Origin of the sequence: Micromonospora sp. Mcm103 (genome assembly GCF_024519755.1) — a bacterium.
Lineage (GTDB): Bacteria > Actinomycetota > Actinomycetes > Mycobacteriales > Micromonosporaceae > Micromonospora > Micromonospora aurantiaca.
Genome location: NZ_JALJRJ010000005.1, coordinates 216,517 through 239,987 on the forward strand (window position 1 = coordinate 216,517; position 23,471 = coordinate 239,987).

Below are 23,471 nucleotides of genomic sequence, written 5' to 3' on the forward strand. Positions count from 1 at the left end.
CGCCCGGCCGGCTCAGCCCGCAGTGCTGCGCGGCTCGAACGCCGGCCACGAGCCCGGCGTCTGCGTGCCGAACCGGGGCGAGTCGGCGGCCAGGTCCGGGTGCTCGACGTGCAGCGCCAGCGCCGCCACCTCGTCCAGCCGCAGCCCCGTACCGGCCCCGTAGGCGGCGTCGAACGCCTCGTCACCCAGCACCCGCCGCAGTTCCGCCTGCCGGGCCGACCAGTACGGGCCGTATATCCCCGGCGTAGCCCGCAGGTTCGCCCGGGTGGCCTGCGCCGCCCCGAACAGCCGGGCCGCCGCCAGCGCGTCCCCGGCGAGCGCGCAGCGCACCGCTATCGCGTTTATCGTGTCGCAGGCCCGGCCGAGGTAGCCGTGGCTCATCCGGGACCGCAACGCCACCAGCAGGTGCTCGTGCGCGGCGACCAGATCACCCCGCGCCAGGGCCACCATGCCGAGCAGCATGTCCACCGACCGGCCGCCCCGCTCGGCCGGCCGGGCCGCCTCGACCGGGCGGGCCGCGGCGAGCAGGTCGGCCGCCTCGTCCAGCGCGCCCCGGCGCCAGAGCAGCTCGGCGAGGTTGTAGACGGCCAGCAGCGCGTCCCCCACCACGTCCTGCGCGTACGCCCAGTCGATCACCTCGCGGCAGATCCGCTCCGCCTCGGCGAACTGCCCCATGTCGACGAGCGGCGCCGCGCGTCCGGCCAGCACCCGGGCCAGCAGACCCCGGTCGCCGGACTGCCGGGCGGCCGCCTCGGCCCGCTGCGAGTACCGCAGCTCCTCGCCGAACTCGCCGTCCGCGCCCGCGTGCAGCGAGTGCATGTGGTACGCGGCGGCCAGCTCGGCGTCCGGCATCGGCTCACCGGTCTCGGCGAGCCGGCCGTAGAGCCGGAACAGCCACAGCCGCCCCTCCCGGGCCAGGCCGCGCTCCCGCCACCACTGATCCAGGTCACCGGCGAGCGACAGACCCGACCGGGCGCTGCCGCCGGTGGCGCACCAGCGCAACGCGGCCCGCAACTCGTTCGCCAGCGGGTCGAGCGCGTACAGGGAGAGCGTCACCGGGCGGCCGTCCGGGCCCAGGTGCGCCCGGTCCAGCGCGTGCCGGCACCAGGCGACGTGCCGGTCCCGGGCGCTCTGCTCCTCGCCGGCCTCGACCAGCCGCCGGGCCGCGTACGCGCGGATCGGGTCGAGCATCCGGTAGGTGCTGCCGGACGCGTGCGGCTCGGCCAGCACCATCGACTTGTCCACGAGCACCGAGAGCGGGTCGAGCGGGTCCTCGTCGAGCAGCCACTGCACGGTCGGCAGGTCCACCGGGCCGGCGAACACCGCCATCCAGCGCAGCAGCCGGGCCGAGCGCGCGCCGAGCGTCCGGTACGACCAGGTCACAGTGGCCTGGATGGTCAGGTGCCGCTCACTCGCCGACCGCTGCACCGCCCGCGTCGCCGGAGTGGGCGGTGCGGCGCCGGTCGCGGCGGCCACCAGGTCCACCGTGTCCTGCTGGTTGCCGCTCCAACCCGCCTCCACCGGCGGCGGTTCCGCCGTCTCCCGCCCGGCGTCGAGCGTGCCCAGCATGTCGTCCAGCCGCTCGGCCAGCTGCCCGGCCGAGAGCACCCGCAGCCGGGCGGCGGCAAGCTCTATGGCCAGCGGCAACCCGTCCAGGCGGCGTACCACCCGGTGCAGGTCCGCCTGCTCGGCCGGCTCCGGCGCCCGGCCGCCGCGGGCCACTGCGGTACGGTCCAGCAGCAGCGCCACCGCGTCGCTCCCCCCGCCGTCGGGACCCTCGTCCACCGACAGCGGCGGTATCCGCCACACCACCTCGCCGGGCACGCCGAACGACTCCCGGCTGGTCGCCAGCACCCGCACACCCCGGCCACCGGCGAGCAGCCGGCCGATCACCTCGGCCGACGCGGCGGTCTGGGCGTCGCAGGTGTCGAGCAGCACGAGCATCCGGCGCGGCGCCGCGTACTCGACGAGGGTGTCGACCATCGGTCGGCCGGGCTCCGGGCGCAGGCCGAGCACGGCGGCGATCTCGAACGCCACCAGCCCCGGGTCGGTCACCGCGGCGATGTCGACGAACCAGACGCCGTCCGGGTAGTCCTCGACGAGTCCGGAGGCCAGCTCCACCGCCAGCCGGGTCTTGCCGGCGCCGCCCGCGCCGAGCACCGTCACCAGCCGGTACGCCTCGACCAGCCGCCCCAGCTCGGCGCGCTCGGCCTGCCGGCCGACGAACGAGGTGACCTGGGTGGGCAGGTTGTGCGCCGTCGCGTCGGCGGTACGCGGACGCGGGAACCGCCGCTCCAACCCGGGCGCGACGAGCTGAAACAGCCGCTCCCGGTCGTCGAAGCCGCGCAGCCGGTGCAGTCCGAGGTCCAGCAGGGACACCCCGTCCGGCAGCGGGTCGGCGTGCCGGGCGGTGGCGGCGGAGCAGAGCACCTGCCCGCCGTGCGCGGCGGCGGCCACCCGGGCGGCCCGGTGCACCTCGGGGCTGGCGTACTCGCCGTCGCGGGGCTCGGCGTAGCCGGTGTGCAGTCCCATCCGTACCCGGGGGGTGGCGTCCGGGTTGGGCCACTCGTGCCCGGCGAGCGCGCGCTGCGCGGTCAGGCAGGCGCGGACCGCGGCGGCGGCGTCGGGGAACGCGAGGAAGAACGAGTCCCCCTCGGTCAGCAGCTCGGCTCCGTCGGTGCCGGCCAGCGTGTCGCGCAGCAGCCGCCGGTGCTCGTGCAGGACCGGACGGTAGACCGGGCCGAGCATCCGGGCCAGCCGCGTCGAGCCCTCGATGTCGGTGAACACGAAGGTCACCCACCCGCTGGGGAGGTGGTGTCCTTGCGACATACGTCGAACCTCCGCCCGGTGACGTCGGGTTCATGCTGCCCTATGGTCGTGCCGTCACGCATCGTGAGAACGGCTGGGCAGATTCCGCCCCAAGGTGCCAAAAGATCACACCGGCGGCAAGACCCCGATCGACCCGCGGGACGGAAGGCGGAAAGTCAGCAGCCGCAGGAGCCGCCGCAGCAACCACCGCCGCTGGGAATCCCACCACTCGGGGCGGAGCCGCCGCGTCCGGTGACGGCCACCGTGGACAGCAGTTTCACCGTGTCGGCGTGGCCCTGCGGGCAGGCGGCCGGCTGCGCGGCCTCGGCCATCGGACGGCTGACCTCGAAGGTGTCGCCGCAGGCGCGGCAACGGAACTCGTACCGGGGCATGTCCCAAGCGTACGGCCGGGCCTGACGTCGCCACCCGGATGGGTGATACTCGACGGGTGGTGGACGGCGAACGGCGAGCGACGGCCCGGCCCCTGCGACCCGCCGCGCCACCCGACGACGGCACCCGGTCCATCCCGCAGCCCCGCCGCGAGCGCGATTCCCTCCCCCCGAACCCGCCCGCCGATCCGCCCCGCGACGCGGGCGCGGCAGCCGACGCGGGCGCCGCAGCCGACGCGGGCGCCGAGCCAGGCGCGAAGACCGACGCCGAGCCCGGGGCGGACGGCGGGCGCGAGGGGACCGACGCCGGGCCGGAGACGAAGGCCGAGGCGGTGGCCGAGAGCGGCGGACGACGCCGGCGGATGCCGTTCGCGCACGCCGTCCGGACGCGCCCGACACAGCTCACCGTCGGCGCGGCCCGGGCCACCCGCGCCTGGTCCCGGCGGCCCGGCGGCCGCACCACGCTGCCCGCGCTGTTCCTGCTCGCGCTGGTCGCCGCCGCCGCCACCGCCGGTGCGGTGGTCGTGCCGGCGGCGGTCGGCCGGCCGGAGACGGTCGCCGAGGCCACGCCGTCGCAGAGCGTGCCGCAGACCGCGGCGGCGCCCGCCACGCCCCCGCTGCCGGAGCTGACCGACCTGCCCGGCACCACCGCGCCGACCGGCACCCCGCTGCCCGGTGCGACCACCGCCCCGGTGCTGCCGGCCGGACGCCCCGCCGACGCGTTCACCGGCTGGGCGCAGCGGGTCAGCGCGGTGACCGGCGTCCCCGTGGTGGCGCTCCAGGCGTACGCGTACGCCGAACTGGTGCTCGCCCAGACCAACCGTGGGTGCCAGCTGAGCTGGACCACGCTGGCCGCCATCGGGTACGTCGAGTCGCGCCACGGCGCGGCGAACGGCGCCACGCTGCAGGCCGACGGCCGGGCCCTGCCGGAGATCAAGGGAGAGCCGCTCGACGGGCAGGGCGGCCGGTCCCGGATCCTCGACACCGACCAGGGGCTGCTCGACGGCGACCGGGTCCACGACCGGGCGCTCGGCCCGATGCAGTTCATCCCGACCACCTGGCAGGAGATCGGTGCGGACGCCGACGGCGACGGGGTGAAGAACCCGCACGACATCGACGACGCGGCGCTGGCCGCCGGGCTCTACCTGTGCAAGGGCGGCCGGAACATGACCATCCCGGGCGACTGGTGGGGCGCCATCCTGTCCTACAACGATGTGCGTCGGTACGCCCAGGCCGTCTTCGACAAGGCCGACGAGTACGGCAGGCTCAGCCGCAACGTGAGGTGACGGCTCGCGTACATTCGCGGACTGAACCCTTCCCCCCGGCTGCCGTTGACGGCAAGCTAGACGGGTGATGGTGCGCGAGTGGGATCCCAGGACCGCGTCGTCCGCCGAGATCGCGTCCCTGCTGGACACGCTGAACGCGGTCCTGGCGGCCGATCTGCCGCAGGATCCGCCTTGGCGGGAGAGCTCCATGCGGGAGTATCTGTCCGAGGTGATGCCCGGCGAGCGGCGGATCTCGTGGGTCGCGCAGGACGACGCCGCCCCGGACGGCACGGCCGGTGCGATCCTCGGGCATGTGCACGTGCTGCTGCTCGGCGGTATCGGCGTGCTCGAGGTGCTGGTGCACCCGGCGGTCCGGCGCAGCGGGATCGGCCGTGAGCTGGTGCGGGTGGCCGCCCGCCGGGTCTGGGACGAGGGCTTCCAGTCGATCGGCGTGGAGGTGGTCGGCGACACCCCGGCCGTCGGGTTCTACGAGTCGCTTGGCTTCACCCGCGACTACGTGGAGACCCGCAGCGTGCTCGACCTGCGCTCAGTGGACTGGCCGGCGCTCACCGAGATGGCCGCCGAGGTCGGCGCGGGCTACCGCGTGGAGTTCTGGCCCGGTGGCCCGCCGGACGAGCTGATCGAGGCGTACGCGCGGGCGAAGGCCGAGGTGCGCGACTCCGACGACGTGGAGCTGCGGCCCAGCTCCTACGACCCGGACCGGCTGCGCGACAGCCTCGCCACGCTGCACCGGCGCGGCATGAAGCCGTACATCGTGCTGGCGTTGCACGAGCAGACCGGCGAGGTGGCCGGGTTGACCGAGGTGGTGGTGCCGGCGCAGCACCCGACCCGGGCCGACCAGTACGACACGATCGTCGTCCACGACCACCGCGGCTACGGCATCGACCGGGCGATCAAGGCGCGGATGCTGCTGGAGCTGCGCTCGGCCGAGCCCGAGGTGGCCGAGGTGCAGACCTGGAACGCGCAGGACAACGAGTCGATGCTGAAGGTCAACGCCGAGCTGGGCTACCGCCCCGACCGCGACTGGTGCGAATACGGTGTGGACGTCGCCGAACTGGTGCACCGGCTGGACAGTCACCGCTGACCGTTCACCGCCCGGCCATCGAAGGGCTGGACGGTGTACCCACGAGAGCCTTAACGTTCGTTAGTTCCTGTCCACCCATCGTGGAGGCCCCATGCGCCCGCGCCGCACCCTCGCCGCGCTCGCGACCACCGCCGCCGTCACCCTCACGGCGATCGCTGTCGCACCCACCGCGGCCAGCGCCGCGCCCACCGACCTCTTCATCTCGGAGTACGTCGAGGGGTCGTCGAACAACAAGGCCGTCGAGCTGTACAACGGCACCGGCGCCCCGATCGACCTGGCTGCCGGCGGCTACCAGCTCCAGCTCTTCTTCAACGGCGCCACCACCTCGACGAACGTGGCCCTGACCGGGACCGTCGCCGCCGGTGACGTGTTCGTCTTCGCCGCCGCGGCGGCCGCGCCGGCGATCCTCGCCCAGGCCGACCAGACGTACTCCGGTTCGCTGTTCAACGGCGACGACGCGATAGTGCTGCGCAAGGGTGGCACGGTGGTCGACTCCCTCGGCCAGGTCGGCGTCGACCCGGGCACCGAGTGGGGCGGCGGGCTGACCAGCACTGCGGACAACACGCTGCGCCGCCTGCCCTCGGTGACCGCCGGCGACACCGACCCGGCGGACCCGTTCGATCCGGCCGCGCAGTGGGCCGGCTTCGCCACCGACACGTTCGACGGGCTGGGCAGCCACACCGTCGACGGCGGACCGGTCGACCAGCCGGCCACCCTGGCCTGCGGCGGCGCGCTGACGCTGTCGGCGGGCGCCACCGCGACCCGCGACGTGACCGCTACCGACGCCGACGACACGATCACCGACCTGGCGGTCACCTCGGTCGTGCCGGTGCCGGCGAGCGGCTCGATCAGCCGTACCGCGTTCACCCCGGCGGTCGCGAACGGTGGCACGGCCACCGCGACGCTGACCGCCACCGGCCTGCCGGCCGGCAGCTACGCGGTCACCGTGACCTCCACCGACGCCGAGGGCGGCACCGCCACCTGCACGCTCACCGTGCAGGCCACCAGCGTGCTGTCGATCGGCGAGGTGCAGGGCCGCACCGCCGACGACGAGGACGGCCGCACCGACCGGTCGCCGCTCGCGCCGACCAGCGGCAACGGCACCAGCTCCACGCTGTACGACGTACGCGGTGTCATCACCGGAATGTCGCTGACCCGCAGCTCGGCCGGGGCCGACCAGTGGGGCTTCTACCTCCAGAGCCGGCTCGGCACCGAGGACGGCGACCCGCTGACCTCCGACGGCCTGTTCGTCTTCATGGGCTCGTTCACCACGCTCATCGGCGGGTACGCCCCGACCGTCGGTGACGAGGTCGTGCTGCGCGGCCGGGTCTCCGAGTACTTCAACCAGACCCAGCTCTCCGGTGCCTCGCTGGTCCGCAAGCTGGACTCCGGCCTCGCCGTGGACACCGCGGTCCGGGTCGACGACGCGGTCCCGCCGGCCGAGGCGGCCGCCGCCGACCTGTTCTGGGAGCGGCACGAGGGCGAGCGGATGCGGGTACGCGCCGGCAGCGGCGTCTCCGCGCCCCGGCACATCTACTCCTCCACCGCCGACTCCGAGATCTACGTGCTGGACCGCGAGGACCCGGTGATGAAGCGGTCCGACCCGTACGCCCGGCGGGTGTTCCGGGACGCGCACCCGCTCGACGACATCCCCGGCACGCTGTTCGACAACGGCAACAACCAGCGCATCCTGCTGGGTGCCGGCGGTGTGAAGGCGACCGCCGGTGACTCCCGGGCGCTGCTGCCCGAGGCGCGCACGTTCGACACGCTCACCGAGGACGCCTACGGCTCCGTCTCGTACGCGTTCAGCAAGTACAGCGTGCAGCCCGAGCAGCTCACCCTGACCGGCGGCGCGGACCCGGCCGCGAACCCCCCGCCGCAGCCGGCCGACCGCGGCAGCGAGGTCGCGATCGCCACGTACAACGTGGAGAACCTGTACGACTACCGGGACGACCCGTTCGACGGCTGCGACTTCGCCGGCAACACCGGCTGCCCCGGCGTCAGCCCGCCGTTCGACTACGTGCCGGCGAGCCCGGAGGCGTACGCCGCCAAGCTCGCAGTGCAGGCCCGGCAGATCGTCCAGTCGCTGCACAGCCCGGATCTGATCCTGGTGCAGGAGGCCGAGGACCAGGACATCTGCTCGGTGGTCGACGGCGCGCTCGCCTGCGGCGACACCAACAACGCCGACGGCGCGCCGGACACCGTGCAGGAGCTGGCGCTCGCCATCGCCGCGAACGGCGGCCCGGCGTACGCCGCCGCGTACGACCGGACCGGCGCGGACGCCCGGGGCATCGCCTCGGCGTTCCTCTACCGGACCGACCGGCTGACGCTGGCCGAGGCGACCGCCACGGACCCGCTGCTCGGCTCCGCCCCCACGGTCCAGTACCGCTCGGCGGCGCTGCCGTCCAACGCGGACGTGCAGAACCCGAAGGCGCTCAACGCGGTGCTGCCGGCCGACGTGGACCGGTCGACCGGCGTGGACGGCAGCAACGTCTACACCCGCGCGGCGCAGGTGGCCCGGTTCACCGTGAAGGCCGGCCCCGGGTCGACCGAGCGGTTCACGCTCTGGGCGGTCGCCAACCACTTCTCGTCCGGGCCGGACAGCCGGGTCGGGCAGCGCCGTGAGCAGGCCGCGTACGGTGCGGCGATCGTGCAGGCGGTCGAGGCGAGCGACCCGAACGCCCGCGTGGTGTACGGCGGCGACCTGAACGTCTTCCCCCGCCCGGACGACCCGATCGCCACCGCCCAGAACCCGACCCCGTCGGACCAGCTCGCCCCGCTCTACGAGGCCGGGCTGCACAACCTCTGGGACGACCTGGTGAAGGAGGCGCCGGCGTCGGCGTACTCGTACACCTTCAGCGGCCAGGCGCAGACGCTGGACAACCTGTTCGTGAACGACCCGATGCACGACGACCTGGTGCAGGTACGGACGGCGCACGTCAACGCCGACTACCCGACCGACGCGCCGGAGCTCGGCGACCGGGGTGCCAGCGACCACGACCCGCAGGTGGCCCGGTTCCGGTCGCGCGCCTCGCTGCGGGTCGCGGACACCTCGGTCACCGAGGGAGACAAGGGCACCAGCACGATGACGTTCACCGTCACCGTGTCCCGCCCGCTCTCCGAGCCGGCCCTCATCTGCGCCACCACCTACGGCACCACCGCCCAGGCCGGGTCGGACTACGACCCGTACGTGGGCTGCCGGGTGCTGGCCGCGGGCCGGACCTCGCTGACGTTCCCGGTCACCGTGCGCGGCGACCGTAAGCGCGAGGCGGACGAGAAGCTCACGCTGTACGTGGCCGGCGTGCCGGGCCTGCGGCTGGCCGACCCGTCCGGCGTCGGGACGATCCTGAACGACGACTGAGCGGTGTGCCGCGCGGCGGCCCGTCGATCCCCTCATGGGCGGATCGGCGGGCCGCCGCGGTATCCGCACCGTTGCGGGTCGGGCGGGGGCGGCACACTCCGGTACTTGGCCACCCGCACCTCCCACTGGCTGCGGCGGCGCAGCCAGTCCCGGACCTCCCGGTTGCGGTAGAACGTCTCCGGCGGGCGGGCCAGCCCGTACCGGTCGGCCCACCACTCCCCCGGCTCCGGGTCGGTGACGATGTCGAGGTGGGACGGGTACCGCCGTTCCGCGCCGTCGCGCAGGTCGGCCCGGTCACGCATCGGCTTGAGCACCCGGCCGGCCTCGTCGACGACCACGAGCCGGAAGCCGGCCGTGCCGACGATGCGCGACAGCATGGCCAGGCTCGGCGTCAGCGTCCCCGCCTCGATACGCCCGATAGTGCTCGGATGCACCCGGGCGAACCGGGCCAGCTCGCGCTGGCTGGTGTCGGCCCGGCGACGCACCGCCCGGACGATCCCCGGCGCCGGGAACGGCACGTCGAACGGCTCCGTGAGCAGAGCCGGCCCGCCGTCTGCCGCCGCCGAGGCGGGCACGCCGGGTGCGGTGGGCGTGCCGGATGCGGTGGGCGTGCCCGATGCGGTGGGCGTGCCGGATGCGGTGGGCGTGCCGGATGCGGTGGACGCCTCCGGCTCGGTGTCGGCGATGTCTGTCACGCCGCCCACGGTCCCGCCCCCGCACCGACCGGGCAACCCCGCTCTCCACCCCTGTGGAAAACCCGGGATGCGACGTCCGACCCCGCTTGGCAGCGACCGCCGGCACACACAGAGGGTGACGCTCACTCAGCGTTAATAGCTGCCAACAAAGCGAGTGACCCGGCCTCAGCGTAAACCCGACTTAAACGGACATAAACCTCGCGAACGCTGCGGCAGGGATGACTACCTCGGCAGGCTTTGCTTTGCAGCCACCGAGGCAGCGCTCACGGTTCGTGACAGTTGCGCCAATGGCTGCAGAGCAAAGTCGGCGAGGGGTGAACTGTCCTGCCGACCAAAAAGATACGCTCAGTGACCACCTTGGGCTGTGGACAACGTGCGGCGACCACAACGGGGAGGGCGAAACCGAGGAACTGGGCGAGCCGAGCCCCGGCCGCCGCCGCACGAGCCGACAGCACGGGCCACGTCGGCCGAGCAGCGGTCAGTAGGTCAGTAACGCTCGCGCAGCAACTGGGCGGCCTCGACGGCCCAGTAGGTGAGGATGATCTGGGCGCCGGCCCGGCGGATCGAGGTGAGCGTCTCCAGCATGACCCGCTCCCGGTCGATCCAGCCGTTCGCGGCGGCCGCCTCGACCATCGCGTACTCGCCGGAGACCTGGTAGGCGGCCACCGGGACGTGCACCGCGTCCCGGACCGCCGACACCACGTCGAGGTAGGGCAGCGCCGGCTTGACCATCACCATGTCGGCGCCCTCGGCCACGTCCAGCTCGACCTCGCGCAGCGACTCGCGCAGGTTCGCCGGGTCCTGCTGGTAGGTGCGCCGGTCCCCCTCCAGCGCCGACTCCACCGCGTCGCGGAACGGGCCGTAGAAGGCGGAGGCGTACTTCACCGCGTACGCGAGCACCGACACGTCCTGGTGCCCGGCGGCGTCGAGCGCCTTGCGGACCACGCCGACCTGGCCGTCCATCATCCCGGACGGCCCGACCACGTGGACCCCGGCGGCGGCCTGGGCCACCGCCATGTCGGCGTACGCGGCGAGCGTGGCGTCGTTGTCGACCCCACCGTCCGGGGTGAGCAGACCGCAGTGCCCGTGCGAGGTGAACTCGTCCAGGCACAGGTCGCTCATCACCACAGTCGAGTCGCCGACCTCGGCGATCACGTCCCGGATCGCCGTGTTGAGCACGCCGGCCGGGTCGATGCCACCGGAGCCGGTCTCGTCCCGCGTCTCGGGCACCCCGAACAGCATGATCCCGCCGACCCCGGCCTGGACCGCCTCCGCCGCGGCCTTGCGCAGCGAGTCCCGGGAGTGCTGAAGCACTCCCGGGAGCGACGCGATGGCCCGCGGCTCGGTCAGGCCCTCCTTGACGAACATCGGCACGACCAGCTCGGCCGGGTCGACGCGGGTCTCGGAGACCAGCCGCCGCACGGCCGCGTTGCGGCGCAGCCGGCGGGGCCGGATCTCGGGGTACGGCATGACGGGGCCTCCTGTCAGCGGAACCGCAGGGCGGTCGGGCCCTGCACCTTGGAGCCCCGGCGCTGCTTCGCCGGCATGGCGGCGAGCTTCTCCCGCAGTTCGACGGCGTAGGCGGCGAGCGCCTCCACCAGGTCGGGCACCGAGGCGTGCGGCGGCTGCACGTCGACGCGCAGGCCGAACTCGGTGGCGGTCTCCGCCGTCTTGGGCCCGATCACTGCAACAACGGTCCGCGCGTGCGGCTTCCCGGCGATACCGACGAGGTTCCGCACGGTGGACGACGAGGTGAACAGCACCGCGTCGAACCCGCCCGACTTGATCGCGTCGCGGATCTCGGCGGGCGGCGGGGCCGCGCGCACGGTCCGGTACGCGGTCACGTCGTCGACCTCCCAGCCGCGCTCGGTGAGGCCGGCGGCGAGGGTCTCGGTGGCGATGTCGGCGCGCGGCAGCAGCACCCGGCCGACCGGGTCGAGGATCTCGTCGTGCGGCGAGAACTCGGCCAGCAGGCCCTCGGAGGACTGCTCCCCGGACGGGATCAGCTCGGGCTGGATGCCGAAGGCGCGGACCGCCTCGGCGGTGGCGTCACCGATGCAGGCGATCTTGACGCCGCCGAAGTGGCGGGCGTCGAGGCCGTGCTCGGCGAACTTCTCCCACACCGCCCGGACCGCGTTCACCGAGGTGAAGATGACCCAGGCGTACCGGCCGTCGACCAGGCCCTTCACGGCCCGCTCCATCTGCGCCGGGGTACGCGGCGGCTCGACCGCGATGGTCGGCACCTCGCACGGGATCGCCCCGTACGCGCGCAGCCGTGCGCTCATCACGCCGGCCTGCTCCTTGGTGCGGGGCACCAGCACCTTCCAGCCGTACAGCGGGCGGTTCTCCCACCAGCTCAGCTTGTCGCGGTCGGTGACGGCCGCGCCGACGGTGAGCACCACCCGGCCGGTGAAGCCGAGCGCCGCCGCGACGAAGGAGTCGACGCTCGACGTGGTGGTGTACTGCGTCTCGCCGGTGCCGTCGCCGGTCACCCCGACCGCTGTGGTGCCGTCGACCCCGGCGGCCAGCAGGCCGTCCCGGACGGCGGCCAGGTCACCGGCGTCCACGGCGAGCGCCAGCGAACCCCGCCCGACGGCGGTGGCGAGCGCCTCGAAGTCCAGCGCGGTGACGTCCTCGACGTCGGCGGCGGTGCGTACGCCCGGCAGCGGGACACCCGCGTAGGTGGCCACGCCCTCGGCCTGGCCGACGCCCGGCACGACCTCGAAGTGCGCCGCGGTACGCGCGACCGCCTGCACCTCCTTGACCACCGAGTCGTGGCCGAACGGGTCACCGGCGACGAGGTGCACGGCGTTCTGCCCGGACCGGGCCGCGGAGATCAGCACCTTCGCCACGTCCCCCGGCACGCCCTCGGCGGGGCTGAACTCGGCGTCCGGCCGGGCCTGGGCGCGGACGTGCGCCAGGAGCGACTCGGGTACGCCCCGGTCGTAGACCACCTGGTCGGCGTCGACCAGGGCGTCCAGCGCCCGGCGGGTCAGCAGGCCCGGGTCGCCGGGACCGGCCCCGACGAATGCGATCTGGCCTACGGGCTTACGGGTGCGGGTCATTCTGTGCTCCCAAGTTGCTGGGTCCCCGGGCCGGCCTGTGCGTCCTGGCCGAGGATCGAGTCGGCGCCGAGTTCGAGGAGTTCGGCGGCGAGTGCCTTGCCGATCTCCGCCGCGTCGGCGGGCGTTCCGGTGCGGGACAGCCGGAGGTCACGCGAACCGTCCGGGCTGATCACCGCACCGCGCAGGTAGATCTCCTGATTGACGTCGCCCTCGTCGGTGGGCTCGCCTTCGGCGAGGACGGCGTACGCGGCCACGGGTGCGCTGCATCCTGCCTCAAGGGTGGCCAGCAGCGCCCGTTCCGCGGTGATCGCGGCACGGGACGGTGCGTGGTCGAGCAGCGCGAGCAGCTCGATCACGTCCTGGTCGTCGGCCCGGCACTCGACGGCCAGCGCACCCTGAGCGGGCGCGGGCAGCATGAGCATCGGGTCGAGCGTCTCGGTGATGACGTCGGCACGGCCGATCCGGTTGAGCCCGGCGCGGGCGAGCACGACGGCGTCGAGGTCGGCGTCCGGGCCGAGCACCCGGCCGAGCCGGGTGTCGACGTTGCCCCGGATCGGGGTGACCTCCAACTGCATGCCCAGCGCGTGCAGCTGGGCGATCCGGCGCAGCGCGCCGGTGCCGACGCGGGCGCCGGGCGGCAGCTCGGCGAGCGTACGGCCGTTCGTCGCCACCAGCGCGTCACGCGGGTCCTGCCGGGGCGGTACGGCCGCGACGTGCAGACCGGGCGCCGCCGCGGTGGGCAGGTCCTTGTACGAGTGGACGGCGAAGTCGATCTCGCGGGCGGTCAGCGCGTCGCGCAGCGCGGACACGAACACGCCGACGCCGAGCCGCTGCACCGGGGCGGTGGACCTGTCGCCGGCGGTCACCACCTCGACCAGCTCGACCGGCCGGCCGGTGGCCGCGGTGAGGGCCTCGGCGACGTGGCCGGACTGGGCCATCGCCAGGGCGCTGCCCCGGGTACCGAGGCGAAGGGGGGCGGTCATCGCGCACCTCCGGTGGGCGGGACGTCGGCGGCGTCGAACGACGACCGGCCGTCGGAGTCGGTGGCGACCACGTCGGGGACGGTGTCGACCGGGGACGTCTGCGGGACGTCCAGGTCGAACAGTTCGCGCAGCAGCGCCGCGTACTGGTCACCGCCGGGCTCGGCGGCGAGCTGGCGGACCCGTACGGTCGGCTGGTGCAGCAGGCGCTGCACGACCCGGTGCACGGTGCGGGCGACCTCGGCGCGCTGGTCGTCGCTGAGGTCGGGGCGGCGCTGGCCGAGCCGGCGCAGCTCGGCGCTGACGACGTCCTCGGCCCGGCCGCGCAGGGCGGCCACTGTCGGCGCGACGTCGGCGCCGCGCAGCCAGCTCAGGAACGCCTCGACCTCACCGGTGACGATCCGGGCCACCTCGGCGGCGTCGGCGGCGGCCGGTCCGTCGGCGAGGACGGCGGCCATCCGGTCGATGTCGATCACCTCGACGCCGGGCAGCTCGTCGACGCCGGGCTCGACGTCGCGCGGGACGGCCAGGTCCAGCAGGACCAGCGGGCCGCGGTCGGCGTCCCGGCGGGCCAGCGCCCGGGTCACCACGTCGCGGGTGAGCACCGGCTCGGTGGCCGCGGTGGCGGCGACCACGACGTCGACGGCGGCGAGCGCGGTGATCAGCTCGGCCATCGGCACGGCGGACGCGCCGTACGACTCGGCGAGCCGGACGGCACGGGCGGCACCCCGGTTGGTCACGGTGAGCGGTCCGGCGCCCAGCCGGGACAGCGTGGCCACGCCCAGCGAGCCCATCGCGCCGGCGCCGACCACCATGGCGGGCCGGCCGGCCAGGTCGCCGTCGAGCAGCTCGGCGGCGAGGTCGAGCGCGGCGGTGACGACGCTCTGCCCGGCCCGGTCGATGTCGGTCTCGGCGTGCGCGCGCTTGCCGACCCGCAGCGCCTGCTGCATCAGCTCGTGCAGCAGGCGGCCGGCCGAGTCGGCGCCACCGGCGGAGTGGTAGGCGTCGCGGAGCTGGCCGAGGATCTGCGCCTCGCCCACGACCATCGAGTCGAGCCCGGCGGCCACCCGGAAGACGTGGTCCACGGCGGCGGCGTCGTAGTGCACGTAGAGGTGCGGTGCGAGCGCCGCGGGCTGGCAGCCGGCCTGGTCGGCCAGGACCGCGCAGATGTCGCCGAGTCCGCCGTGGAACCCGGAGACGGCGGCGTAGACCTCCACCCGGTTGCAGGTGGAGACCAGGACGGCCTCGGCGACGTACGGCTGGGCGATCAGGCGGTCCAGCGTGCGGGTGAGGTCGGCGGGCGGGACGGCCAGCTGTTCCAGGGTGGCGACCGGGGCGGTGCGGTAGGACGCGCCGACGACGAGCAGTTTCACGTGCCGATCGCCTCCTGGGTGTCGGTTGCCGCGAGTCCGCCGGGCAGGGCGGTGAGGGCGGACCCGCCGGTGGCGGGGAGCGCGGTCAGCGATGCCTTGCGGTGCTCGTGGAAGGACAGGATCTGCAGCTCGATGGCGAGGTCGACCTTGCGCACGTCGACCCCGTCCGGAACCGAGAGTACGCACGGCGCGAAGTTGAGGATGCTCGTCACGCCGACGGCGACCAACTGGTCGGCGACCGCCTGGGCGGCCGGGGCGGGCGTGGCGATGACGCCGATCGAGATCGACTCCTCGGCGACGATCCGGGGCAGCTCGTCGACGTGCCGTACGACCAGGCCGTTGATCACTTCGCCGACGCGGGACCGGTCGGCGTCGACGAGCGCGGCGATGCGGAATCCGCGGTTGGCGAAGCCGTCGTAGCCGGCCAGGGCGTGACCGAGATTACCCACGCCGACGAGCGCGACGGCGCGGCACTGGGTGAGCCCGAGCACCGAGGAGATCTGGTCGACGAGCAGCGCGACGTCGTAGCCGACGCCGCGGGTGCCGTACGAGCCGAGGTGGGACAGGTCCTTGCGGAGCTTCGCGGAGTTGACGCCCGCGGCGTTCGCCAGGCCCTCGCTGGACACCGTCTCGTGCCCGGCGTCGGCGAGTGCGTGCAGCGCACGCAGGTATTCCGGGAGCCGGGACACGGTCGCCTCGGGCAGGTCCGGAAGTGCCGGTACGGCACCGGTGCGACCGGGCGCGCCTGGTTGACGGTGCTGGCTCATGAGACTCCGTGCGGTGCGATCCTCGACCAGCGACGGGGGCCGGTCGTTTCGGGACTCCCGCTGGCGACCGAGATTGCCGGCTGTGCTAGCAGGGCGCGTCGGAACTACAGAGTAGGTGTTTGTGAAGGGGTGCACAAATCGCGATCTTGAAAGCTCGCGACGCGCCTTCACCTGCCCCTCCATTCCCGCAAGATCGATCAACCGCGTCTCTCGGCGGCGCGTGGCGATTATTGCTCAATCCAGACTTCCCTGACCAATCGCGCGGGGCCCGTAGCGCTCCGTGACCGGCGTGGCGAGGCGAGTCTCACGTTTTCGAGTAGGGAGAACCCCACCCCGAACAGGCCAGCGTGCGGGATGGGTGGGCGGGGCACGCGCCCATAGCCTCGAATCATGACCGCAGCACCACTGGCCACCGCGCCCACTCCGCTGTCCCCCGTCCACGGGCTCCTGCGCCGCCTCGCCCGCGACACCACCTACGTGCTCGTGGGCTTCCCGCTGGCGATCGTCAGCTTCGTGCTCGCCGTGGTGGGGATCGCACTCAGCGCCGGGCTGCTGGTGACCACGCTCGGCCTGCCGATCCTCGCCGGCTTCCTCTACGCGGCCCGCGGGCTGGCCGACATCGAGCGGCTGCGGCTCGCCGGGGTGCTGGACCGGCCCCGGGTACGCCCGGTCTACCGGACGCCCGAGCCGGGCGCCGGGTTCTGGCGCCGCGTGTTCACCCCGATCCGGGACGCGCAGTCGTGGCTGGACCTGCTGCACGCGTTCGTCCGGCTGCTCGTGGCGCTGCCCACGTTCGTGCTGCTCGTGGTCTGGTGGGTGCTGGCGCTGGGCGGCACGCTCTACATCACCTACGACTGGGCCATCCCGCGCGGCACCGACGACCAGGACCTGAGCCAGCTCCTCGGGATGGGCGACGGCGCGGGCGCGCGGATCACCCTGAACACCGCGATCGGGCTGTTCGCCCTGTTCACGCTTCCGCTGGTGGCGCGCGGCTGCGCCCGGCTCCAGGCCGGGCTGGCGTACTCGCTGCTCACCGGCGTGGCCGAGATGCGGCAGCGGATCATCACGCTGGAGGAGCAGAAGCGGGCCGCCGCCTCGGCCGAGGCGGTTGCGCTGCGGCGGCTGGAGCGCGACATCCACGACGGCCCGCAGCAGCGGCTGGTGCGGCTCGCCATGGACCTCGGCCGGGCCCGCCACCAGCTCGCCGCCGACCCGGAGGCGGCCCGGCAGACGCTCGACGAGGCGGTCGCGCAGACCCGGGAGACGCTGGACGAGCTGCGCGCCCTGTCCCGGGGCATCGCGCCGCCGATCCTGGTCGACAGGGGCCTGCCCAGCGCGCTCGCCGCGCTCGCCGCCCGCGCCCTGGTGCCCACCGAGCTGGCGCTCGACGACGACCTGGGCACCGCCGCCGGCCGGCTCGACCCGGGGCTGGAGAGCACCGCGTACTTCGTGGTGGCCGAGGCCCTGACGAACGTCTCGAAGCACAGCCGGGCGACCGCCTGCCGGGTGGAGGTCACCCGGAAGGTGGGCCGGCTGGAGATCACCGTCACCGACGACGGAGACGGCGGCGCGCACGTGGCCAAGGGGCACGGGCTCAGCGGCATCGCCGACCGGGTCCGGGCGGCCGGCGGCACGCTGGAGGTGGACAGCCCGGCCGGCGGGCCGACCCGGATCCACGCCGAACTGCCGAGGTGACCCGGTTCGCCCGGACTCCGGGCCGTCGCGCGGTGACGCGGCGCGCCCGGTATCCGGGCCGCCGGCCCGGCGCCGGGTCCGGGCGTGATAGACACCGGACCCATGCGGGTGGTGATCGCGGACGACGCCGTACTGCTCCGGGAGGGGCTGGTCCGGCTGCTGACCGAGTTCGGGCACGAGGTGGTGGCGGCCGTCGGTGACGGTGACGCGCTGGTCGAGGCGGTGGTGGCGCACCGGCCCGACGTCTCGGTGGTGGACGTGCGGATGCCGCCGTCACACACCGACGAGGGACTGCGCGCCTCGGTGGAGGCCCGCCGCCGGGTGCCGGGTACGCCGATCCTGGTGCTGTCCCAGTACGTCGAGGTGTCGTACGCCGACGACCTGCTGGACACCGCAGGCGGCGCCGGCGGCGGCATCGGCTACCTGCTCAAGGACCGGGTCGCGGCGATCGACGAGTTCCTGGACGGCCTGGCCCGGGTGGCGGCCGGCGGCACCGTGCTCGACCCGGAGGTGATCAGCCAGTTGCTGGTCCGGCGGCGGCGCGACGACCCGCTGGCGTCGCTGACCCCGCGGGAACGCGAGGTGCTGGCGCTGATGGCCGAGGGCCGCTCGAACACCGCCATCGCCCGGGCGCTCGTGGTGAGCGACGGCGCGGTCGAGAAGCACGTCCGCAACATCTTCACCAAGCTCGACCTGCCCCCTGACGCGACCACCCACCACCGCCGCGTCCTGGCCGTCCTGGCCCACCTGCGCGCCTGACCGGGCCGGTCAGGCGAGCGTGCGGGCCAGCGTCACCGCCTCGCTGAGCGTGTCGGCGGCCGGGTGGCCGCTGCCGCGCAGCCGGTCCGGGTCGGACAGGCCCCCGGTGTAGAGGACGCAGCGGGCGCCGACCGAGGCGGCCGCGTCGGCGTCGTCGAGCGAGTCGCCGATCAGCACCACCTCGTGCCCGCCCAGCCCCAGCTCGGCCAGGTGCTTCTCCAGCCACTCGGCCTTGTGCCCGCCGCCGACAGTGGCGCGCAGCCCGTCCACCCGGCGGAAGTGCGGGGTCAGCCCGTACGTGTGCACGGTCGGCACCAGCTCGTCGTGGAACCACATGGACAGCAGCGACTGGCTGCCCTCCCAGGACTCGATGGCCGTCGTGGCGTCGGCGGCCAGGGCGCAGGTGGTCAGCCCGGCCCGGTACGCGTCGTGGAAGACCCGGTCGAGCGTCCCGAACGCCTCGGCGTCCACGGCCCGGCCGAGCATCTCGGCGTAGTAGTCGGCGATCGGCCGCCGGAACCGCACCCGGTGCTCGGCCGCGGTGACCGCCGGCCCGCCGGCGCTGGCGAAGGCGACGTTCGTGGCCTGGACCACCAGGTCGAGGTCGTCGAGGAGCGTTCCGTTCCAGTCCCACACGAGGTGGCGTCGCATACCCGTCACCCGAGCACCATAGTGCTAGAGCTGCGGCGTGGTCAGGTCGCGCAGCAGCCGGTCCTCCTCGACCCGCCAGTAACCGTGTTCCTTGCCGTCGAGCAGCACCACCGGCAGCCGGTCGCCGTAGTCGCGCTCCATCTCCAGGTCGCCGGTGACGTCGCGCTCGACCCACCGGTCACCGGTGACCGCCACCACCCGGTCGAGCGCGGCCTTCGCGTCGTCGCACAGGTGGCAGCCGGGCCGGGTGATCAGGATGAGCCTCGGGTCACTGGACATCGGATACCTCCGTGCGGATCTCGGTCGGCGTCGCCGGGGACGGCACCGCGGGCGCCGGGCGCAGCTCGGTCTTGCGTACCTTCCCGATCGCCGAGTACGGCAGGCTGTCGACGAACTCGACGGCGGTCGGGCACTTGAACCGGGCCAGGTTACGCGCGCAGTGGGCGAGCAGGTCGTCCGCCGTCACCGGCGGGCCGGCCGCCCGGACCACGTACGCCCGCACAGTCTCGCCGGTCCGCGGGTGCGGCACGCCAAGGACTGCCGACTCGGCCACGCCGGGGTGGGCCCGGAGCACCAGCTCCACCTCGTGCGGGTAGACGTTGAAGCCGTTTACCAGGATCAGCTCGCCGAGCCGGTCGACCAGGAACAGGTCTCCGTCGCCGTCGGCGTACGCCACGTCACCTGTCGCCCACCAGCCGTCCGGGTCCGGCGCGCCCCGCCCGTCCGGCCAGTAACCGGCGAACAGGTTCGAGCCGCGTACCACGATCTGCCCGGGGTCGGTGCCGGCCGCCTCGTCGGAGAGGTCCATCTCGTCCTCGTCCGGGGCGTCGGCGGGCACCCCGTCGCGCCACAGCTCGGTGCCGTCGGACCCGACCAGGCGCAGCCCGACGCCGGGCAGCGGGCGGCCGATCGACCCCGGTTTCGGCTCGCCGCCGACGAGCGTCGAGGTGAGCACCGGCGCGGTCTCGGTGAGCCCGTAGCCGACGTGCACCGGATGCCCGGTCAGCTCGGTGAAGCGCGCGCCGGCCGCGAGCGGCAGCGGCGCCGCGCCGCACACCGCGACGCGCACGGAGGCGAGCGCCGCGGCCGGGTCACGCTCCGCCTCGGCCCAGGTCAGGAACATCGACGGTACGCCGACGAGCACCGTGACCCGGTGCCGGGCGATGTCGTCCAGCGCGCCGGCCGGGCCGGGCTCGTCGACGAGCACCCCGGTCGCGCCGTGCCGCACGACGGCGCCGAGCGCGGAGTTCAGCCCGTACGCGTGGAACAGCGGAAGGGCGAGCAGCACGACGTCGCCGGGGCCGACCACTGGTGGTTCGATGCGGTCGACCTGGTCGTGGTTGGCGGCGAGCGCCCGGTGCGGCAGCATCGCGCCCTTGGGCCGGCCCTCGGTGCCGGAGGTGTAGAGCAGGACGGCGAGGTCGTCGCCGGAGCGGGCCGGGAACCGGGCCGGGGTGTCGTCGCCGGCCACCGGCGGCGTGGTGTGCACGGCGCGCAGCGCGGGCAGTTCGGCGGCGTCCACACGGCCGGTCACCTCGGGCGCGCCGATCAGCACGGCGGCACCGGAGTCGGCGAGGACGTGCCGCAGCTCGCGGGCGGTCAGCGTGGGGTTGACAGGTACGGCCACCAGGCCGGCCCGGAGCGCGGCGAGGTAGGTGACCACGAAGTCCGGTGTGTTGCCGAACGCGATCGCCACCCGGGGCGGGTGGCCGGTTCCGTCGGCCGGCGGCGTGTCGGCGAGCAGCGCGCGGGCGGTGGCGGTGACCGCGTCGTCCAGCTCGGACCAGGTCAGCGTCCGGTCGCGCCAGTGCAGCGCGGCCCGGTCGCCCCGCTGTTCGGCGGCGCGGCGGAGCCGGTCGGCGAGGTTCGGCGCGGAGCTTTCGGCGGCGTCCTGCACGGTGGCTGAGTCTGGCACAGCGGTGTCCGACAGGCCATGCCCGGACACGGCGCCGGGTCCGTCGCACGAGACTGCAATTGCCGTACGGTGGGATTCCTAGCCACGGGATGAGGATCTCCACGGTGCCCGGGCGAACAGCCGGAAGCGACCGGCCCGCACCGCCGCCGCGACACGCCGAGCGAAAAGAAAATCGGCTCCGACCAGGACTTTCCACTGCGGACCAGGTTCCGGCGCGAAAGTCAACCACACGCGACGGACAACCGGTCCGCCATGTGTGCGACCTGGCGGGAAATACTTCCGCTCTGTGTAACGGACTTGCCACGCGTGGGTGACGTTGGCCCTATCATCACTCGGGTCGGCTCACCCCATTTGCCGTGAGTCGACACCCCTCAGCCCGAGGAGGCCCCCGTGCCCGTGAGCGCATTGGACCAGCACCTCAAGGGGATCTGCCGCCCGTCGGCACGTCCCGACCCGGCCGTGCCCGACCGGGTGTTACCCGGTCCTCCGGCGCGGTCACTGTCCGCCAAGCCTGGGGAGGCGCGGTGACCACCTTCGGTTACGCCGAACGACCGGCCGGCGTCACCGGCCCAGCCCAGCGCAACCCGCTCAACGAGCGCGCGGACCCCGGCCCGCGGAGCGCCGACGGCCCGCTCGCGGTACGCGGCGACGGGCGGCGTGTCCGCAGCCGCGCGCACCACACGAACGAGGCACCACCCCGCCCCGCGACCCCGGGCGGCAACGCGAAGCCCGCCACCGGCCGCCTGGGCAGCCCGGCCCGCCCGACCATGCCGGCCCAGGCGCGACGCGGCGACGCGGCGACCGGGACCGAGCCGTCCGCCGCCGAGACCGCGATCCTGCCGGCGGTGACCGCCGGTGACACCGCCGTCCTGCCCGCCGTACCGGCCGCCGCGCCCGCCACCGGCTTCCCCAGCCGCCCCGACCCGTCCGACCCGGCCACCGAGGTGTGGACGCTGGTCGAACGCGCGCAGGCGGGCGAGTCCGAGGCGTTCGGGCTGATCTACGACAGGTACGTCGACACGGTCTTCCGGTTCGTCTACTTCCGGGTCGGCAACCGCCAGCTCGCCGAGGACCTCACCTCCGACACGTTCCTGCGGGCGCTCAAGCGGATCGGCAGCTTCACCTGGCAGGGACGCGACCTCGGCGCCTGGCTGGTCACCATCGCCCGCAACCTGGTCGCCGACCACTTCAAGTCCGGGCGCTACCGGCTGGAGGTCACCACCGGTGACGTCCTCGACGCCGACCGGGAGGACCGCGGGCCCGAGGGCAGCCCCGAGGCCGCGGTGGTGGAGCACATCACGAACGTCGCCCTGCTCACCGCCGTCAAGCAGCTCAACCCGGAGCAGCAGGAGTGCATCGTGCTGCGGTTCCTCCAGGGCTTCTCGGTGGCCGAGACGGCCCGCGCCATGGGCAAGAACGAGGGCGCCATCAAGGCTTTGCAATACCGGGCGGTCCGGGCGCTGGCCCGGCTGCTGCCCGACGGCTTCCAATCCTGATCGGTCCGGCCCGGCCGGCGCACGCTCGCCGGGCGGTGTCGCATGCCCGACGTACCCCACCCCGCCCCTCACTCCCGGTGATTTCGCCGCCGCCCCAGCCGTAACCGGCGACCGGCGCGGTCCGTTTCTCCGGGTGCGACCAGTGGTTGTCCCGGCGTCCCCCGGGCCACCCGGTCCGGCGGGTCAGGTCGGCCGTTCCGGTCGGCTTCGGGCCACACGCTGCCACCGGTCGCTGGTGACGACGACGGCCGCCCGGCCGTGACCAGCGAGAGGGGGTGCCGCGGTGGACAGCGACCTCTTCTCCCGTCGGCGAGCCGAGCGCTTCGCGCAACTCCTCGACGAGGCCAACGGCGGACGCCGGCACCACGTCCGGTCCAAGGCGGACGGTGAACTCACCGCGCTCGTCGAGGTGAGCCGCCGGATCACCGCCGAGCGGCCCGACGTCGAGGTGGACGCCGAGTTCCGTACCGGCCTGCGGGCGATGCTCGTGGCCACCGCCGAGCGCGAGGGCGTCGGCGCTCCGGACAAGACCGGCACCTCCGGCGTACGCGGCGCGCTGCTGCCCGCCATCACCGGCCGCCGGGCGCGGGCCCGGGGCGCGATCCTGGTCGGCGTGGCGGCCGGGGCGGTCGCCCTCTCCGGCATCTCCGCCGCCAGCGAGAACGCGCTGCCCGGTGACGCCCTGTACGGCATGAAGCGCTCCACCGAGCGCGCCCAGCTCGCGCTCGCCAGCTCGGACATCAGCCGCGGGCAGCTCTTCCTCGACTTCGCCCGCACCCGGCTCGACGAGGCCGCCTCGGTCCGCGACGACCGGCTCGGCTTCAGCGCCGTCCTGGACGACATGGACGCGGACACCCGCCAGGGCGTACGCCTGCTGACCACTGTCGCCGCGCAGCGCTCCGACCCGGCGGCGCTGGACGCGGTGGACACCTTCCTCGCCGGCCAGCGCCGGGTGGTCAGCGGCCTGCTCGACCGGCCCGACCACGCCGACCGGGAGCGCACCCGGCGCTCGCTGTCCCTGCTCGACGCGGCCGGCAAGCGCGCCGACGCGCTCCGCGAGGCGATCGCCTGCGGGCTGCCCGCGCCGCAGGCCAGCGACATGCTCGGGCCCGCTCCGTCGACCTGCCCGGCCGACCGCTGAACGGTC

Annotated in this window: 18 protein-coding genes; 7 read left to right on the top strand and 11 right to left on the bottom strand. The window is 74.3% G+C overall.

Annotated elements, in window-relative coordinates; translation table 11 throughout:
- Positions 1-12: 12 nt before the first annotated feature.
- Both OC439_RS10080 and OC439_RS10085 read right to left on the bottom strand, forming a co-directional pair.
- The gene (locus OC439_RS10080) at positions 13-2,829 is read right to left on the bottom strand and encodes an adenylate/guanylate cyclase domain-containing protein (RefSeq protein ID WP_262013161.1); all 2,817 of its coding nucleotides are present in this window, start codon (positions 2,827-2,829) and stop codon (positions 13-15) included.
- A gap of 155 nt (positions 2,830-2,984) precedes the next feature.
- On the bottom strand, positions 2,985-3,200 hold the full coding sequence (locus OC439_RS10085; protein WP_194801505.1) for an FmdB family zinc ribbon protein: 216 nt from the start codon (positions 3,198-3,200) through the stop codon (positions 2,985-2,987).
- Positions 3,201-3,238: 38 nt separating this feature from the next.
- Between OC439_RS10085 and OC439_RS10090 the strand changes: the two genes are divergently transcribed.
- The 3 genes from OC439_RS10090 (at position 3,239) to OC439_RS10100 (ending at position 8,928) form a co-directional block, all read left to right on the top strand.
- Positions 3,239-4,483 (top strand): lytic transglycosylase domain-containing protein, encoded by a 1,245-nt coding sequence (locus tag OC439_RS10090; protein ID WP_262013162.1) that lies wholly within the window; start codon positions 3,239-3,241, stop codon positions 4,481-4,483.
- 67 nt (positions 4,484-4,550) lie between these two features.
- Positions 4,551-5,567 carry a GNAT family N-acetyltransferase gene (locus tag OC439_RS10095; RefSeq protein ID WP_262013268.1) on the top strand — a complete coding sequence of 339 codons (1,017 nt, stop codon included), beginning with the start codon at positions 4,551-4,553 and terminating at the stop codon, positions 5,565-5,567.
- A 91-nt stretch (positions 5,568-5,658) separates the two neighbouring features.
- On the top strand, positions 5,659-8,928 hold the full coding sequence (locus tag OC439_RS10100; RefSeq protein WP_262013163.1) for a lamin tail domain-containing protein: 3,270 nt from the start codon (positions 5,659-5,661) through the stop codon (positions 8,926-8,928).
- Between the two features lie 32 nt (positions 8,929-8,960).
- On the opposite strand, the gene OC439_RS10105 is transcribed toward OC439_RS10100, so the two are convergent.
- The 6 genes from OC439_RS10105 to OC439_RS10130 form a co-directional block, all read right to left on the bottom strand.
- The gene (locus tag OC439_RS10105) at positions 8,961-9,623 is read right to left on the bottom strand and encodes a multiprotein-bridging factor 1 family protein (protein ID WP_262013164.1); all 663 of its coding nucleotides are present in this window, start codon (positions 9,621-9,623) and stop codon (positions 8,961-8,963) included.
- A 486-nt stretch (positions 9,624-10,109) separates the two neighbouring features.
- A complete protein-coding gene (gene hemB / locus OC439_RS10110; protein ID WP_262013165.1) occupies positions 10,110-11,093 on the bottom strand; it encodes a porphobilinogen synthase in 984 nt (327 codons plus the stop codon).
- Positions 11,094-11,107: 14 nt separating this feature from the next.
- Complete coding sequence (locus tag OC439_RS10115; protein ID WP_262013166.1) at positions 11,108-12,688, bottom strand: bifunctional uroporphyrinogen-III C-methyltransferase/uroporphyrinogen-III synthase; 1,581 nt, start codon at positions 12,686-12,688, stop codon at positions 11,108-11,110.
- The gene (hemC, locus tag OC439_RS10120; RefSeq protein ID WP_262013167.1) at positions 12,685-13,671 is read right to left on the bottom strand and encodes a hydroxymethylbilane synthase; all 987 of its coding nucleotides are present in this window, start codon (positions 13,669-13,671) and stop codon (positions 12,685-12,687) included. The genes OC439_RS10115 and hemC overlap by 4 nt, the downstream gene beginning before the upstream one ends.
- Positions 13,668-15,041 (bottom strand): glutamyl-tRNA reductase, encoded by a 1,374-nt coding sequence (locus OC439_RS10125; protein ID WP_262013168.1) that lies wholly within the window; start codon positions 15,039-15,041, stop codon positions 13,668-13,670. Before OC439_RS10125 ends, hemC begins: the two co-directional genes overlap by 4 nt.
- Entirely contained in the window at positions 15,038-15,808 is a 771-nt protein-coding gene (locus OC439_RS10130; protein ID WP_262013169.1) for a redox-sensing transcriptional repressor Rex, read from the bottom strand. Before OC439_RS10130 ends, OC439_RS10125 begins: the two co-directional genes overlap by 4 nt.
- 390 nt (positions 15,809-16,198) lie before the next feature.
- Here OC439_RS10130 and OC439_RS10135 point away from each other — a divergent pair, with 390 nt between their 5' ends.
- Together OC439_RS10135 and OC439_RS10140 are read left to right on the top strand one after the other, a co-directional pair.
- Positions 16,199-17,503 carry a sensor histidine kinase gene (locus tag OC439_RS10135; protein ID WP_262013170.1) on the top strand — a complete coding sequence of 435 codons (1,305 nt, stop codon included), beginning with the start codon at positions 16,199-16,201 and terminating at the stop codon, positions 17,501-17,503.
- 102 nt (positions 17,504-17,605) lie between these two features.
- Positions 17,606-18,262, top strand: coding sequence for a LuxR C-terminal-related transcriptional regulator (locus OC439_RS10140; protein WP_262013171.1), 657 nt, complete (start codon positions 17,606-17,608; stop codon positions 18,260-18,262).
- Positions 18,263-18,271: 9 nt separating this feature from the next.
- Here OC439_RS10140 and OC439_RS10145 read toward each other — a convergent pair whose 3' ends face one another.
- The 3 genes from OC439_RS10145 to OC439_RS10155 are packed head-to-tail and all read right to left on the bottom strand — an operon-like array spanning position 18,272 to position 20,858.
- Positions 18,272-18,913 (bottom strand): HAD family hydrolase, encoded by a 642-nt coding sequence (locus OC439_RS10145; RefSeq protein WP_262013172.1) that lies wholly within the window; start codon positions 18,911-18,913, stop codon positions 18,272-18,274.
- A gap of 24 nt (positions 18,914-18,937) precedes the next feature.
- Positions 18,938-19,192 carry a glutaredoxin family protein gene (locus tag OC439_RS10150; protein WP_013288752.1) on the bottom strand — a complete coding sequence of 85 codons (255 nt, stop codon included), beginning with the start codon at positions 19,190-19,192 and terminating at the stop codon, positions 18,938-18,940.
- Positions 19,182-20,858, bottom strand: a complete 1,677-nt coding sequence (locus tag OC439_RS10155; RefSeq protein ID WP_262013173.1) for an AMP-binding protein — start codon at positions 20,856-20,858, stop codon at positions 19,182-19,184. Before OC439_RS10155 ends, OC439_RS10150 begins: the two co-directional genes overlap by 11 nt.
- A 494-nt stretch (positions 20,859-21,352) precedes the next feature.
- On the opposite strand from OC439_RS10155, the gene OC439_RS10160 reads away from it, so the two are divergent.
- Together OC439_RS10160 and OC439_RS10165 are read left to right on the top strand one after the other, a co-directional pair.
- Positions 21,353-22,324 carry an ECF subfamily RNA polymerase sigma factor, BldN family gene (locus tag OC439_RS10160; protein WP_262013174.1) on the top strand — a complete coding sequence of 324 codons (972 nt, stop codon included), beginning with the start codon at positions 21,353-21,355 and terminating at the stop codon, positions 22,322-22,324.
- A gap of 283 nt (positions 22,325-22,607) precedes the next feature.
- On the top strand, positions 22,608-23,465 hold the full coding sequence (locus tag OC439_RS10165) for a DUF5667 domain-containing protein (RefSeq protein ID WP_262013175.1): 858 nt from the start codon (positions 22,608-22,610) through the stop codon (positions 23,463-23,465).
- The last annotated feature ends 6 nt before the right edge of the window (positions 23,466-23,471 follow it).

Excerpts from the sequence above, each read along its gene's own strand:
- OC439_RS10080 (WP_262013161.1), bottom strand. The coding sequence starts at position 2,829 with ATGTCGCAAGGACACCACCTCCCCAGCGGGTGGGTGACCTTCGTGTTC.
- OC439_RS10085 (WP_194801505.1), bottom strand. The coding sequence starts at position 3,200 with ATGCCCCGGTACGAGTTCCGTTGCCGCGCCTGCGGCGACACCTTCGAG.
- OC439_RS10090 (WP_262013162.1), top strand. The coding sequence starts at position 3,239 with ATGGGTGATACTCGACGGGTGGTGGACGGCGAACGGCGAGCGACGGCC.
- OC439_RS10095 (WP_262013268.1), top strand. The coding sequence starts at position 4,551 with ATGGTGCGCGAGTGGGATCCCAGGACCGCGTCGTCCGCCGAGATCGCG.
- OC439_RS10100 (WP_262013163.1), top strand. The coding sequence starts at position 5,659 with ATGCGCCCGCGCCGCACCCTCGCCGCGCTCGCGACCACCGCCGCCGTC.
- hemB (WP_262013165.1), bottom strand. The coding sequence starts at position 11,093 with ATGCCGTACCCCGAGATCCGGCCCCGCCGGCTGCGCCGCAACGCGGCC.
- OC439_RS10115 (WP_262013166.1), bottom strand. The coding sequence starts at position 12,688 with ATGACCCGCACCCGTAAGCCCGTAGGCCAGATCGCATTCGTCGGGGCC.
- hemC (WP_262013167.1), bottom strand. The coding sequence starts at position 13,671 with ATGACCGCCCCCCTTCGCCTCGGTACCCGGGGCAGCGCCCTGGCGATG.
- OC439_RS10130 (WP_262013169.1), bottom strand. The coding sequence starts at position 15,808 with ATGAGCCAGCACCGTCAACCAGGCGCGCCCGGTCGCACCGGTGCCGTA.
- OC439_RS10135 (WP_262013170.1), top strand. The coding sequence starts at position 16,199 with ATGACCGCAGCACCACTGGCCACCGCGCCCACTCCGCTGTCCCCCGTC.
- OC439_RS10140 (WP_262013171.1), top strand. The coding sequence starts at position 17,606 with ATGCGGGTGGTGATCGCGGACGACGCCGTACTGCTCCGGGAGGGGCTG.
- OC439_RS10145 (WP_262013172.1), bottom strand. The coding sequence starts at position 18,913 with ATGCGACGCCACCTCGTGTGGGACTGGAACGGAACGCTCCTCGACGAC.
- OC439_RS10150 (WP_013288752.1), bottom strand. The coding sequence starts at position 19,192 with ATGTCCAGTGACCCGAGGCTCATCCTGATCACCCGGCCCGGCTGCCAC.